Annotated in this window: 18 protein-coding genes; 17 read left to right on the top strand and 1 reads right to left on the bottom strand. The window is 41.7% G+C overall.

Translation table 11 applies throughout. The annotated features are described in order from the left end of the window. Positions 1-101: 101 nt before the first annotated feature. Positions 102-830: a peroxide stress protein YaaA gene (gene yaaA / locus HT708_RS04350; protein WP_138700385.1), complete on the top strand. Its 729-nt coding sequence runs from the start codon at positions 102-104 to the stop codon at positions 828-830. 126 nt (positions 831-956) lie between these two features. Here the strand turns inward: yaaA and HT708_RS04345 are convergent, their stop codons facing one another. Then, positions 957-1505 carry an NADPH-dependent FMN reductase gene (locus tag HT708_RS04345; protein WP_000039623.1) on the bottom strand — a complete coding sequence of 183 codons (549 nt, stop codon included), beginning with the start codon at positions 1503-1505 and terminating at the stop codon, positions 957-959. A 257-nt stretch (positions 1506-1762) separates the two neighbouring features. Between HT708_RS04345 and HT708_RS04340 the strand changes: the two genes are divergently transcribed. The 16 genes from HT708_RS04340 to HT708_RS04265 all read left to right on the top strand — a co-directional run bounded on the left by HT708_RS04340 (position 1763) and on the right by HT708_RS04265 (position 12799). Continuing rightward, positions 1763-2251 (top strand): DUF5590 domain-containing protein, encoded by a 489-nt coding sequence (locus HT708_RS04340; protein ID WP_000747177.1) that lies wholly within the window; start codon positions 1763-1765, stop codon positions 2249-2251. After that, on the top strand, positions 2248-3435 hold the full coding sequence (locus HT708_RS04335; RefSeq protein WP_000777796.1) for a pyridoxal phosphate-dependent aminotransferase: 1188 nt from the start codon (positions 2248-2250) through the stop codon (positions 3433-3435). Before HT708_RS04340 ends, HT708_RS04335 begins: the two co-directional genes overlap by 4 nt. Continuing rightward, positions 3428-3793, top strand: a complete 366-nt coding sequence (locus HT708_RS04330; protein WP_000565214.1) for a VOC family protein — start codon at positions 3428-3430, stop codon at positions 3791-3793. The genes HT708_RS04335 and HT708_RS04330 overlap by 8 nt, the downstream gene beginning before the upstream one ends. A 16-nt stretch (positions 3794-3809) precedes the next feature. Further along, positions 3810-5156, top strand: a complete 1347-nt coding sequence (gene asnS / locus HT708_RS04325; RefSeq protein ID WP_161802379.1) for an asparagine--tRNA ligase — start codon at positions 3810-3812, stop codon at positions 5154-5156. A gap of 153 nt (positions 5157-5309) precedes the next feature. After that, positions 5310-5600 carry a 30S ribosomal protein S6 gene (gene rpsF / locus HT708_RS04320; RefSeq protein WP_001151785.1) on the top strand — a complete coding sequence of 97 codons (291 nt, stop codon included), beginning with the start codon at positions 5310-5312 and terminating at the stop codon, positions 5598-5600. 11 nt (positions 5601-5611) lie between these two features. Further along, on the top strand, positions 5612-6082 hold the full coding sequence (gene ssbA, locus HT708_RS04315) for a single-stranded DNA-binding protein SsbA (RefSeq protein WP_000609606.1): 471 nt from the start codon (positions 5612-5614) through the stop codon (positions 6080-6082). A gap of 31 nt (positions 6083-6113) precedes the next feature. After that, positions 6114-6353: a 30S ribosomal protein S18 gene (rpsR, locus tag HT708_RS04310; RefSeq protein WP_000068664.1), complete on the top strand. Its 240-nt coding sequence runs from the start codon at positions 6114-6116 to the stop codon at positions 6351-6353. Between the two features lie 470 nt (positions 6354-6823). Continuing rightward, the gene (locus HT708_RS04305) at positions 6824-7327 is read left to right on the top strand and encodes a GNAT family N-acetyltransferase (protein ID WP_172926033.1); all 504 of its coding nucleotides are present in this window, start codon (positions 6824-6826) and stop codon (positions 7325-7327) included. A gap of 82 nt (positions 7328-7409) precedes the next feature. Next, complete coding sequence (locus tag HT708_RS04300) at positions 7410-8810, top strand: bifunctional Cof-type HAD-IIB family hydrolase/peptidylprolyl isomerase (RefSeq protein ID WP_100127805.1); 1401 nt, start codon at positions 7410-7412, stop codon at positions 8808-8810. Position 8811: 1 nt separating this feature from the next. After that, positions 8812-9171, top strand: coding sequence for a S1 RNA-binding domain-containing protein (locus HT708_RS04295; protein ID WP_000689593.1), 360 nt, complete (start codon positions 8812-8814; stop codon positions 9169-9171). 53 nt (positions 9172-9224) lie between these two features. Continuing rightward, positions 9225-9974, top strand: a complete 750-nt coding sequence (locus HT708_RS04290) for a tRNA1(Val) (adenine(37)-N6)-methyltransferase (RefSeq protein WP_000390770.1) — start codon at positions 9225-9227, stop codon at positions 9972-9974. After that, positions 9964-10251: a GIY-YIG nuclease family protein gene (locus HT708_RS04285; RefSeq protein ID WP_050262129.1), complete on the top strand. Its 288-nt coding sequence runs from the start codon at positions 9964-9966 to the stop codon at positions 10249-10251. The genes HT708_RS04290 and HT708_RS04285 overlap by 11 nt, the downstream gene beginning before the upstream one ends. Before the next feature lie 82 nt (positions 10252-10333). Then, positions 10334-11269, top strand: coding sequence for a manganese-dependent inorganic pyrophosphatase (locus HT708_RS04280; RefSeq protein ID WP_023937195.1), 936 nt, complete (start codon positions 10334-10336; stop codon positions 11267-11269). An 86-nt stretch (positions 11270-11355) separates the two neighbouring features. Beyond that, positions 11356-11868: a YiiX/YebB-like N1pC/P60 family cysteine hydrolase gene (locus HT708_RS04275; protein ID WP_138700382.1), complete on the top strand. Its 513-nt coding sequence runs from the start codon at positions 11356-11358 to the stop codon at positions 11866-11868. Then, positions 11852-12502 (top strand): DUF1803 domain-containing protein, encoded by a 651-nt coding sequence (locus HT708_RS04270; protein ID WP_023937198.1) that lies wholly within the window; start codon positions 11852-11854, stop codon positions 12500-12502. Before HT708_RS04275 ends, HT708_RS04270 begins: the two co-directional genes overlap by 17 nt. Positions 12503-12601: 99 nt before the next feature. After that, on the top strand, positions 12602-12799 hold the full coding sequence (locus HT708_RS04265; protein WP_000051199.1) for a CsbD family protein: 198 nt from the start codon (positions 12602-12604) through the stop codon (positions 12797-12799). Positions 12800-12826: the final 27 nt, after the last annotated feature.

Below are 12826 nucleotides of genomic sequence, written 5' to 3'. Positions count from 1 at the left end.
TTTGAGCAACCTGCGGCTAGTTTCCTAGTTTGCTCTTTGATTTTCATTGAGTATCAGATGAATTTCTTGGTTGTGGCTAAAAAATATGCTACACTATCAATATGAAAATTTTAATCCCAACAGCAAAAGAAATGAACACAGACTTGCCGAGTATCGAGGCAACTCCTTTAAAACCAGAAAGTCAGGCCGTGTTGGATGCCTTGGCCCTCTATTCTGCTAGTCAATTGGAGAGTTTTTATAAGGTATCAGCTGAGAAGGCGGCGGAAGAATTTCAAAATATCCAAGCTTTGAAAAGGCAAACTGCTCAACACTACCCAGCTCTGAAACTTTTTGATGGGCTCATGTACCGCCATATCAAGAGAGATAAGTTGACCGAAGTAGAACAAGCCTATCTTGAAAATCATGTCTTCATTACCTCGACCTTGTACGGAGTCGTTCCAGCCTTGTCACCTATGGCTCCTCACCGTTTGGACTTTTTGATGAAGTTAAAAGTCGCTGGTAAGACTTTGAAGAGCCATTGGAAGGCAGCCTATGATGAAGCTCTGAAGCAGGAAGAAGTGATTTTCTCTCTCTTGTCATCAGAATTTGAGACTGTATTTTCTAAGGAAATTAGAGAAAAAATGGTGACCTTCAAATTCATGGAGGATAGAGGTGGTCAGCTGAAGATTCACTCAACCATTTCCAAGAAAGCGCGTGGTGCCTTCCTGACAGCCCTGATAGAAAATCAAGTGCAGACGGTTGAGGAAGCTCGTCGCTTAAGCTTTGCAGGATTTACCTACCGAGAAGATCTGTCCCAGCCACAGGAATTGGTTTTTGTTAAGGAAGTATAGAAATCAGATATTTTGTATTTGGCAATATGTATCATCAGCTATTTTAGTTTATAAATGAGAAAAAAAGCGAACAAGCTAGTCTTCTGAGTGTCAGAAAAGTAGTCTTGTTCGCTTTTATTATGTTAGTTACTTGATCGCATTGACCAAGTCTTCCGCTTGTTTTTCAAGTGAGTTTAGGACTGTTTCTTCAAGAACCAATTTTCCGTCTGCCCAAGCAGAGTCATTGACACGTGCAGCAGTGAAATCACCAACGATTTGTGTACGGATAAATGGCAAGAGGTCTTTGTAAATAGCGAAAAGTTGATCGTGACCGGCATTGGCTACAGATGATACGGTGACAAACTTGTCTTGAAGGGCAGAAGCGCCACGTGTATCAGACAAGTCAAGGGCGCGAGATAGCCAGTCAAGCAAGTTTTTTACTGTTCCAGGGATAGAGAAGTTGTAGACTGGAGAGAAGATCCAGATAGCATCCGCAGCGAGAACCGCTTCACGAGCAGTAGCTACAGCTGGATGAGTTGGAACTTCCAAATCTTGGCTGAAGAGAGGAAGGGCTGAATAATCAAGGTAGCTAACTTCCGCTTTACCAGCAAGTGCTTTCTCAGCTTCGAGCGCCATTTGGTGGTTGAAAGAACCTTGGCGTAGTGATCCGACGATAAATAATACTTTTTTAGACATGATGTGTCTCCTTTTTCTTAAATTTACGAGAATTTTCTCGTTGTTATAAAATATATTACAACAAAGCAAAACAACTTGCAAGAAATTTGCTCAGAGTTTATTTGAAAATTGTAAAATTTCGGAAACTCTAGTCATTTGTGACTGAAAAAGTAAGAACTGTTTCACTTTCAAAATCGGTTTTGTTTGAAGGAAGAAATAAAGTGCGATTGTTCTTGCATTCACTTGTAATAAAGCCCAATAGATGGTAAAATAGACGAGTGAAAAAAAGACAAAAAAAAGCAAAAAATAATCTACTGTGGCAGTATGGTCTAGGGATGACGATTTTGTTTGTGGTTATCAGTGCTTCCTTTCTGTATCTAGTGTTTCTGAGTATGAAACCTTATCAAACAGCTAAAAGTGAAGGAGAAAAATTAGCTCAGCAGTATGCAGGATTAGAGCAGGCTGATCAGGTTGACTTATACAATGGCTTGGAATCCTATTATAGCGTTCTTGGCCGTAATAAAAAACAAGAAGCACTTGCTGTCCTGATTGGAAAAGATGACCACAATATTTACGTTTATCAGCTAAATCAAGGTGTTTCACAAGAAAAAGCAGAAGCTGTTTCGAAGGAAAAAGGAGCTGGCGAGATTGACAAGATTACCTTTGGCCGTTATCAAGACAAACCAATCTGGGAAGTCAAGTCAGGCTCTGATTTTTATCTAGTAGATTTTGAAACAGGAGTATTGGTCAATAAGGAGGGCCTATGAAACTATCCAACCGTGTTTTAGAAATGGAAGAAAGTGTGACCTTGGCTGCTGGAGCTCGTGCCAAAGCACTCAAGTCTGAGGGAAGAGATATCCTGTCTCTAACCTTGGGTGAGCCAGATTTCACTACTCCAAAAAATATCCAAGATGCCGCCATTGCATCGATTCGAGATGGGCGTGCTTCTTTTTATACAGTAACCTCAGGCCTGCCAGAGCTCAAGGCAGCGGTCAATACTTACTTTGAACGCTTTTACGGCTATTCTGTAGCGCCAAATCAAGTGACAGTCGCTGCTGGAGCCAAATATTCTCTCTATACCTTCTTTATGGCTGTGGTCAATCCAGGTGATGAAGTTATCATCCCAACCCCCTACTGGGTAAGCTATGGAGACCAGGTCAAGATGGCAGAAGGTGTGCCAGTCTTTGTTCCTGCTAAGGAAGATAATCACTTTAAGGTGACCGTAGAGCAGTTAGAAGCAGCTCGCACAGACAAGACCAAGGTTTTGGTGCTGAATTCGCCATCCAATCCGACAGGTATGATTTACACCCGTGAGGAACTCTTGGCAATCGGAAACTGGGCTGTAGAAAAGGATATTCTCATTCTAGCAGATGATATCTATGGGCGCTTGGTCTATAATGGTCATGAGTTCACACCGATTTCTAGCCTATCTGAGGCAATTCGCAAGCAAACAGTGGTCATCAATGGTGTGTCTAAAATCTATGCCATGACAGGTTGGCGGATTGGCTATGCCGTTGGAGAAGCAAACATTATTGCTGCCATGTCCAAGATTGCAGGTCAAACAACTTCGAATCCGTCAGCAGTAGCCCAGTATGCAGCAGTTGAGGCTCTATCAGGTGAGCAAGATACTGTAGAAAGCATGCGTCAGGCTTTTGAGGAACGTCTCAATACCATCTATCCCCTTCTTGCTGAGGTGCCAGGATTTGAAGTGCTCAAACCGCAAGGAGCTTTCTATCTCTTCCCAAATGTCAAAAAAGCTATGGAGATGAAAGGCTATACAGATGTGACAGATTTTACAACCGCTATCCTAGAAGAAGCCGAAGTGGCCTTGGTAACAGGAGCAGGATTCGGAGCACCAGAAAATGTCCGCCTCAGCTATGCGACAGACCTAGACACGCTTAAAGAAGCAGTTAAACGCTTGAAAGCATTTATGGGTAGTGAGAATGATTGATCATTTTGAGATTAAGGTAAAGGATTTACAAATTTCAGAAGGATTTTATAAGAGTTTTCTCGCTCCTTTGGGCTATAAATTGGCTTTTAAGACTAGTTCTCTAATCAGTTTTCTTGCCCCGAACAGCCCTCATCCTGGTGGTGATTTTTGGCTGGCTCAGGGGACACAAGATCCTATTCACTTTGCTTTTTTAGCAGAAAATAAGGAAGAAGTTCAGGCTTGTTATGAGGCTGGTTTAGAGGCAGGTGGGCGAGACAATGGGGCTCCTGATTATCGCAGTGAGCATCCGATTTACTACGCTGCTTTTGTGATTGACCCAGATGGGAACAATATAGAAGTGGTTTGCCATAAAGAATAAAAAAGAAAAAGGAAAAATAATGACAAAACGTGTAACGATTATTGATGTAAAAGACTATGTTGGTCAGGAAGTGACGATTGGCGCTTGGGTTGCCAACAAATCAGGAAAAGGGAAAATTGCCTTCTTGCAATTGCGTGATGGAACAGCCTTCTTCCAAGGTGTGGCTTTTAAACCAAACTTTGTCGAAAAATTTGGTGAAGAAGTAGGACTTGAGAAGTTTGATGTCATCAAACGCTTGAGCCAAGAAACGTCTGTTTATGTGACAGGTATTGTCAAAGAGGACGAACGTTCTAAATTTGGCTATGAGTTGGACATCACAGACATCGAAGTGATCGGTGAATCTCAAGACTACCCAATCACACCAAAAGAACACGGTACAGACTTTTTGATGGACAACCGTCACTTGTGGCTCCGTTCTCGTAAGCAGGTGGCCGTGATGCAAATCCGTAACGCTATTATCCATGCAACTTATGAGTTCTTTGACAAGAACGGTTTCATGAAATTTGACAGCCCAATTCTTTCAGGAAATGCGGCAGAAGATTCAACAGAACTCTTTGAAACGGACTACTTCGGAACGCCAGCCTACTTGAGCCAATCAGGTCAGCTTTACCTAGAAGCAGGTGCTATGGCTCTTGGTCGTGTCTTTGACTTTGGTCCAGTTTTCCGTGCTGAAAAATCAAAAACGCGCCGTCACTTGACCGAGTTCTGGATGATGGATGCAGAGTACTCATACTTGACACATGATGAGTCGCTTGACTTGCAAGAAGCTTATGTGAAAGCTCTTCTACAAGGTGTTCTTGACCGTGCGCCTCAAGCCTTGGAAACCTTGGAACGTGATACAGAGCTCTTGAAACGCTACATTGCAGAGCCATTCAAACGTATCACTTACGATCAAGCCATTGACCTCTTGCAAGAACATGAGAATGATGAAGACGCTGACTACGAACATCTTGAGCATGGTGATGACTTTGGTTCACCACATGAAACTTGGATTTCAAACCACTTTGGTGTGCCAACTTTTGTCACGAACTACCCAGCAGCCATCAAGGCCTTCTATATGAAACCAGTTCCTGGAAATCCAGAGCGCGTGCTTTGTGCAGACTTGCTTGCTCCAGAAGGTTACGGAGAAATCATCGGTGGTTCTATGCGTGAGGAAGACTATGATTCCCTTGTCGCTAAGATGGATGAACTTGGCATGGACCGTACAGAGTATGAATTCTACCTTGACCTTCGTAAATACGGTACAGTTCCACACGGTGGATTTGGTATCGGTATCGAGCGTATGGTAACCTTCGCAGCAGGAACAAAACATATCCGTGAAGCCATTCCATTCCCACGTATGTTACACCGTATTAAACCATAAGAACAGGAAAACGCCCATGTGGCGTTTTTTTCGAATTCCAGAGTTTTTACTTGCGTAAAAAAATTTTTTCTAGTATAATAGTTTATTGTGAGCGAACCTCACTTACCCCTTGCAAAGTCTTGGGGTCATTAGACCAAAAGGAGGAACATATCAATGGCTAAATACGAAATTCTTTATATCATTCGTCCAAACATTGAAGAAGAAGCTAAAAACGCTTTGGTAGCACGTTTTGACTCTATTTTGACTGACAACGGTGCAACTGTTGTTGAATCAAAAACTTGGGAAAAACGTCGTCTTGCATACGAAATCCAAGATTTCCGTGAAGGACTTTACCACATCGTTAACGTTGAAGCAAACGACGATGCAGCTCTTAAAGAGTTTGACCGTCTTTCAAAAATCAACGCTGACATTCTTCGTCACATGATCGTCAAAATTGACGCGTAAGAAGGTAAACTATGATTAACAATGTTGTACTTGTAGGGCGTATGACACGTGACGCTGAGTTGCGTTATACCCCATCAAATGTAGCAGTTGCGACTTTTACTCTTGCAGTAAACCGTACATTTAAGAGTCAAAATGGCGAACGTGAGGCTGATTTTATCAATGTCGTTATGTGGCGCCAACAGGCTGAAAACCTTGCTAACTGGGCTAAAAAAGGCTCACTTATCGGGGTGACAGGTCGTATCCAGACTCGTAGTTACGATAACCAGCAAGGACAACGTGTCTACGTGACAGAGGTCGTGGCTGAGAATTTCCAAATGTTGGAAAGCCGTAGTGTGCGTGAGGGTCACACAGGTGGAGCTTATTCTGCACCAACTGCAAACTATTCAGCGCCTACAAATTCAGTACCAGACTTTTCACGTGATGAAAATCCATTTGGAGCAACAAACCCATTGGATATTTCAGATGATGATTTACCATTCTAATGGACAACTAAAATTATAAAGGAGAAAAAACATGGCTCAACAACGTCGTGGCGGATTCAAACGCCGTAAAAAAGTTGATTACATCGCAGCAAACAAAATTGAATATGTTGATTACAAAGATACTGAGCTTCTTAGCCGTTTCGTTTCAGAACGTGGGAAAATCCTTCCTCGTCGTGTAACAGGAACTTCAGCTAAAAACCAACGTAAAGTAACAACAGCTATCAAACGCGCTCGCGTAATGGCTTTGATGCCTTTCGTAAACGAAGATTAAAGAAAAGACCCGGTTGGGTCTTTTTTTCACGAGCCTTGAAATGAGAGAGCGAGTTGAGGTTCAGTGGACCTCTTTTTCAGACCCGGTTGGGTCTTTTTTCACAAGTTTTGACATGAGAGAGCGAGTTAGGTTCAGTGGACCTCTTTTTCATGAGCTTGAAAACAAGAAAGCGAATTAAGACCCCGACGGGTCTTTTTTCACGAGCCTTGAAATGAAAGAGCGAGTTAGGTTCAGTGGACCTCTTTTTCATGAGCTTGAAAACAAGAAAGCGAATTAAGACCCCGACGGGTCTTTTTTTCACGAGCTTTGAAATGAGAGAGCGAGTTGAGGTCCAGTGGACCTCTTTTTCATGAGCTTGGAAACAAGAATGCGAATTAAGACCCCGACGGGTCTTTTTTCACGAGATAGTTTTTTTCTGACCTTGGCGTGCTATAATAGTAATAGAAAGAGTAAAGGTGGGTAAGTCAAAGATGAATTGTACGATTAGAAATATGATTAAGTCTGATATTGAATCCTTATCTCATGGCTTTATGAATCAAGGTTGGCCTGGTAGAGAGGAAATTTTGGCTAGATATTTTCTGGAACAGGAAAGTGGGGAGAGAGAAGTCTTAGTTGCAGAGATTGATGGTGCTGTAGCGGGCTACGTTACCATTTTACCTTTGGCTAAACATGGTCCTTTTGCAGAAGTCTATCCAGAATTATCAGATTTTAATGTGTTTGAGCCTTTTAGAAATCAAGGGATTGGGAATCAATTGCTAGAAGAAGCAGAAAAACGAGTCAAGTTTGTTTCGAGTAAGGTCACTCTTGGTGTAGGTTTGCACTTAGGCTATGGCCCTGCCCAGAGATTGTATATCAGACGGGGCTACATTCCAGATGGGACAGGTGTCTGGTATCGAAATCAACCCTTGGAAATGAATGCTACTATTCAAAATAATGATGATTTAGTTCTGTACTTATCCAAGAAGTTCGAATAAGAGATAGCGAATTTCTTTGAAAATAGGGGATTTAGCTACTTTATGGTATAATGGAAAGAGTTAGATTGAAAGAGGTAGTGAGATGGATGCGAAATTAAGATACAAGGCAAAGAAGATTAAAATCGTCTTTTTTGATATTGATGATACATTGCGGAATTCAAAGACAGGTTTTATTCCGGCTTCAATCCCAGCTGTTTTTAAGCAATTACGTGAGAAAGGAATTTTGACAGGTATTGCTTCTGGACGAGGGATTTTTGGTGTCGTGCCAGAAATTCGTGAACTCAAGCCTGACTTTTTTGTAACCTTAAATGGTGCCTATATTGAAGATAAAAAAGGTCAGGTCATTTATCAACATCAGATTGAGAAGTCTGATGTTGAGGAGTATATCTCTTGGGCTAAGCAAGAGGGAATTGAGTATGGTTTGGTTGGGAGTCATGATGCCAAGTTGTCGACTCGCACCGATATGATTAGTGAGGCTATCAATCCAATTTATCCTGATTTAGATGTGGATCCAGATTTCCATGAGAAAGAAGACATCTATCAGATGTGGACTTTTGAAGATAAGGGCGATGACTTACACTTGCCTGACAGTCTCTCAGATAAACTTCGCATGGTTCGTTGGCACCAACATTCGTCTGATATTGTTCCGATTTCAGGCTCCAAAGCGACGGGTGTGGAAAAGGTTGTGGAACACCTTGGCTTGAAACCAGACAACGTTATGGTTTTTGGAGATGGGCTGAATGACTTGGAACTCTTTGATTATGTTGGAATCAGCGTTGCAATGGGAATTTCTCATGATAACATCAAAGAAAAAGCAGATTATATAACAAAAACACTAGAAGAAGATGGCATTTTTGATGCCTTAGAAGGATTTGGTATGGTAGAAAAAGAATTGCATTTCCCACAAGTAGACATTGAAACAGTAGAAGGTCCTCTTGCGACCATTAAGACCAATCACGGAGACTTGCGTATCAAGCTCTTCCCTGAACATGCTCCTAAAACAGTGGCTAACTTTGTTGCACTTTCAAAAGATGGCTACTATGATGGTGTCATTTTCCACCGTATTATCAAGGACTTTATGATTCAAGGTGGAGACCCAACTGGAACTGGTATGGGTGGCGAGTCAATCTACGGCGAATCATTTGAGGATGAATTCTCAGAAGGACTTTACAATATCCGTGGTGCTCTTTCCATGGCCAATGCTGGTCCAAATACCAACGGCAGTCAGTTCTTTATCGTGCAAAATCAACATTTGCCTTATTCTAAGAAAGAAATTGTTCGTGGTGGTTGGCCAGAACCGATTGCGGAAATCTATGCCAACCAAGGAGGAACTCCTCACCTAGACCGCCGTCACACGGTTTTTGGTCAGTTAGCTGATGAAGCATCTTACGCAGTCTTGGATGCCATTGCTGCTGTTGAGACGGGGGCGATGGACAAGCCAGTTGAAGATGTTGTGATTGAAACAATTGAAATCGAGGACTAAGATGAAAATCGGTGATAAGCTAAAGGGTCGTATTACAGGGATTCAGCCCTACGGTGCCTTTGTTGAGCTAGAGACAGGTGATACGGGGCTGATTCATATTTCAGAGATTCGGACAGGCTTTATTGAAAATATCCATGAAGCCTTGAAAGTTGATGAAGAGGTTCAAGTTCAAGTAGTGGATTTAGATGAATTTACAGGGAAAGCAAGTCTTTCTATCCGCACTTTGGAGGAAGAAAAGCACCAGTTTCCGAGACGGAGACGCTTTTCAAGCGACCGTTTTAACTACGGCTTTGCGCCTCTTAAACGAATGATGCCAATTTGGACTAGAGAAGCCTTGCACTATTTAAAAAAGAAGAAGTAGTTTAGAATTTTATATTTTTTGTAATGTTAATATAAATCTGCTATAATAGAACCATGGAAGAAGAACAATTATTAAAATCAGGGGAGCGAATTAACCAGCTCTTCTCAACAGATATCAAAATTATTCAAAATAGAGAGGTTTTTAGCTATTCGGTGGATAGTGTTCTCTTGTCACGCTTTCCACGTTTTCCTAAAAAGGGCTTGATAGTGGATTTCTGCGCTGGGAATGGAGCAGTGGGGCTATTTGCTAGCACTCGTACTCAGGCACAGATTTTGGCTGTTGAGATTCAGGAGCGTTTGGCGGATATGGCTGAGCGCTCTGTCCGTTTGAATGGTTTGGAAGAGCAGATGGAGGTCATCTGTGATGATTTGAAAAATATGCCTGCTTATATCCAGGGAAGTAAGGTGGATATGATTTTGTGTAATCCGCCCTATTTCAAGGTGGATCCTCATTCAAACCTGAACGAGAGTGAACATTATCTCTTGGCGCGACATGAAATCACGACCAATTTGCAGGAAATCTGTCGTAGTGCCCAGAGTATTCTCAAATCTAATGGGCGTTTGGCCATGGTTCATCGTCCTGATCGACTTCTGGATATTTTGGATACGTTACAACGGCATAATCTAGCCCCTAAGCGTCTGCAATTTGTCTATCCAAAAAAGGAAAAGGAAGCCAATATGCTCTTGATTGAAGCTATCAAGGATGGTTCAACAAGTGGCTTTAAGGTCTTACCACCTCTCATTGTTCACAATGATGATGGCTCTTATACGCCGGAACTCGAAGAGATTTATTATGGATTATAAGGCTTATATGTATGTGCTGGAGTGCCGTGACGGATCCTACTATACAGGCTATACGACTGATGTGAAGAGACGCCTCGCTGTCCATAATAGTGGGAAGGGAGCCAAATACACACGAGCACGCTTGCCAGTCAAACTCATCTATGCTCAAGGTTTTGCCAGTAAGGAAGAAGCCATGTCGGCAGAAGCCCTTCTCAAGCGTAAGAAACGACCACAGAAGGAGCAATTTTTATCTGAAAATCAAGATAGAAATTTACTCAGTTATTTTGAAGAATTGTGAGGAGCCCTTTGACTCCTCTTACTTTTGTCAAAAAGCGAAAAAAATGCTACAATAAAGAGAATAAACAAAATGAGGTATTATCATGTATAAGATTCTAGTATTTGGTCACCAAAATCCAGACTCAGATGCCATCGGGTCGTCTGTAGCCTTTGCCTACCTTGCAAAAGAAGCTTACGGTTTGGATACGGAAGCTGTTGCTCTTGGAACTCCAAATGAAGAAACAGCCTTTGTCTTGAACTATTTTGGTGTAGAAGCACCGCGTGTTATTACTTCTGCCAAAGCAGAAGGAGCAGAGCAAGTTATCTTGACTGACCACAATGAATTCCAACAATCTGTATCAGATATCGCTGAAGTAGAAGTTTATGGTGTGGTGGACCACCACCGTGTGGCTAATTTTGAAACTGCAAGCCCACTTTACATGCGTTTGGAGCCAGTTGGTTCAGCGTCTTCAATCGTTTATCGTATGTTCAAAGAACATGGTGTAGCTGTGCCTAAAGAGATTGCTGGTTTGATGCTTTCAGGTTTGATTTCAGATACCCTTCTTTTGAAATCACCAACAACACATCCAACAGATAAGATTATTGCTCCTGAATTGGCTGAATTGGCTGGTGTAAACTTGGAAGAGTATGGCTTGGCTATGCTGAAAGCTGGTACAAACTTGGCTAGCAAATCTGCTGACGAATTGATTGACATCGATGCTAAGACTTTTGAATTGAACGGAAATAATGTCCGTGTTGCCCAAGTAAACACAGTGGACATCGCTGAAGTATTGGAACGCCAAGCAGAAATTGAAGCTGCAATGCAAGCTGCTAACGAAGCAAACGGTTACTCTGACTTTGTCTTGATGATTACAGATATAGTCAACTCAAACTCAGAAATCCTAGCACTTGGTGCTAACATGGATAAGGTTGAAGCAGCCTTCAACTTCAAACTTGAAAACAATCATGCCTTCCTTGCTGGTGCCGTTTCACGTAAGAAACAAGTTGTACCTCAATTGACTGAAAGCTTTAATGCGTAAGATTTTAGGTGTCAGTTCAAAATCGGAAAGTCTAGTTTGCCTTATATCGAAAGGAGTTTCGGCTCCTTTTTTTCTAGGAGTGAAGCATGTTAGCAAATGGCGATTTGATTTTTGTGAGAGATGAGTCAGATATGGGACAGGCCATCCAGACTTCCACAGGCAACTATAACCATGTTGTCATTTATTTGGATGGGATGATTTACCACGCTAGTGGACAGGCTGGTGTTGTCTGTCAAGAACCTGCAGACTTCTTTGAGCCCAATCACTTGTACGACCTCTATGTTTACCCAGAAATGGATATCCAGTCGGTGAAGGAAAAAGCTTGCAAACATCTAGGGGCTCCCTACAATGCTTCTTTCTATCCAGATGGAGCTGGTTTTTACTGTTCCCAGTACATGGTAGAAATTCTCCCCATTTTTGAAACTATTCCCATGAAATTTAGGGATGGGGAGCAGGAGATTAGTGACTTTTGGAGAGAGTATTACAGAGAACTAGGTCTGCCTGTTCCTCTGAACCAAGCTGGTACCAATCCTAGTCAGTTGGCAGCATCGCCTCTGTTAGAATGTAAAGAAAGGAATCTTCATGATTCAGATTTTTAATCCATCTCGTTTGACGAGACAGCCATTTTTTGGAGAATTGATCCGCTATCTGGACCAGCATGATGATGTGATTTTACGGGAAATTAAGGCCAAGTTTCCAGATGTAGCAGTTGACAAACTCATGGAAGAGTATATAAAGGCAGGCTTGATTCTACGGGAAAATAAGCGTTATTACCTCAATCTTCCTATGCTTGAATCACTTGATAGTCTTGAACTGGATCAAGAGATTTTTGTCAGAGAAGCTAGTCCGGTCTATCAAGCCTTGTTGGAGCAGCGTTTTGAGACGGAATTATGCAATCAAACCAATGCAGCTATTTTAGTTGAAAAGACGGACTTTGCAAGATCAAAAATGACCCTGTCCAATTATTTCTACAAGGTCAAACATCAGTATCCTTTGACAGAAAAACAGCAGGAACTTTATGACATTTTAGGAGATGTTAATCCTGAGTATGCCCTCAAATACATGACAACTTTTTTGCTAAAATTTCTCAAAAAAGATCAACTGATGCAGAAACGCCGTGATATCTTTGTGGACAGTTTAGTTGTCCTGGGTTATATAGTCCAAAATGAAGATGGAAAGTATGAGTTGGCTGTCGATTTTGACAAGGAGAGATTAACTTTCTATTTAGTGTGATTGCTTTTTCTGAGCACATTGTTTGACTTTATCTATCGATAAGTTTATACTAATGTAACCGATAACACATATCGGAATAAAACTAAAGGAGACAATCATATGTCACTTGAAAACAAATTGGAACAAGCAACAGGCGCTGTCAAAGAAGGTTTTGGTAAAGTTACTGGAGACAGCAAGACAGAACTTGAAGGAGCTGTTGAAAAAACAGTTGCTAAGGCAAAAGAAGTAGTTGAAGATGCTAAAGGTGCTGTAGAAGGTGCCGTTGAAGGTTTGAAAAACGTTTTTACTAAAGAATAGGAAAAAATCAAGGGTTTCATTTTCCCT

This window comes from Streptococcus sp. 3613, from assembly GCF_013277375.1.
Classification (GTDB): domain Bacteria; phylum Bacillota; class Bacilli; order Lactobacillales; family Streptococcaceae; genus Streptococcus; species Streptococcus pseudopneumoniae.
This window is presented reverse-complemented; position numbering and strand designations above follow the sequence as displayed.

Coding starts and splice junctions, on each gene's coding strand:
- HT708_RS04270 (WP_023937198.1), top strand. CDS start 11,852: ATGATTCAGATTTTTAATCCATCTCGTTTGACGAGACAGCCATTTTTT.
- ssbA (WP_000609606.1), top strand. CDS start 5,612: ATGATTAACAATGTTGTACTTGTAGGGCGTATGACACGTGACGCTGAG.
- HT708_RS04265 (WP_000051199.1), top strand. CDS start 12,602: ATGTCACTTGAAAACAAATTGGAACAAGCAACAGGCGCTGTCAAAGAA.
- rpsF (WP_001151785.1), top strand. CDS start 5,310: ATGGCTAAATACGAAATTCTTTATATCATTCGTCCAAACATTGAAGAA.
- HT708_RS04330 (WP_000565214.1), top strand. CDS start 3,428: ATGATTGATCATTTTGAGATTAAGGTAAAGGATTTACAAATTTCAGAA.
- HT708_RS04275 (WP_138700382.1), top strand. CDS start 11,356: ATGTTAGCAAATGGCGATTTGATTTTTGTGAGAGATGAGTCAGATATG.
- HT708_RS04335 (WP_000777796.1), top strand. CDS start 2,248: ATGAAACTATCCAACCGTGTTTTAGAAATGGAAGAAAGTGTGACCTTG.
- HT708_RS04285 (WP_050262129.1), top strand. CDS start 9,964: ATGGATTATAAGGCTTATATGTATGTGCTGGAGTGCCGTGACGGATCC.
- HT708_RS04305 (WP_172926033.1), top strand. CDS start 6,824: ATGAATTGTACGATTAGAAATATGATTAAGTCTGATATTGAATCCTTA.
- rpsR (WP_000068664.1), top strand. CDS start 6,114: ATGGCTCAACAACGTCGTGGCGGATTCAAACGCCGTAAAAAAGTTGAT.
- HT708_RS04295 (WP_000689593.1), top strand. CDS start 8,812: ATGAAAATCGGTGATAAGCTAAAGGGTCGTATTACAGGGATTCAGCCC.
- HT708_RS04345 (WP_000039623.1), bottom strand. CDS start 1,505: ATGTCTAAAAAAGTATTATTTATCGTCGGATCACTACGCCAAGGTTCT.
- HT708_RS04290 (WP_000390770.1), top strand. CDS start 9,225: ATGGAAGAAGAACAATTATTAAAATCAGGGGAGCGAATTAACCAGCTC.
- HT708_RS04280 (WP_023937195.1), top strand. CDS start 10,334: ATGTATAAGATTCTAGTATTTGGTCACCAAAATCCAGACTCAGATGCC.
- HT708_RS04300 (WP_100127805.1), top strand. CDS start 7,410: ATGGATGCGAAATTAAGATACAAGGCAAAGAAGATTAAAATCGTCTTT.
- yaaA (WP_138700385.1), top strand. CDS start 102: ATGAAAATTTTAATCCCAACAGCAAAAGAAATGAACACAGACTTGCCG.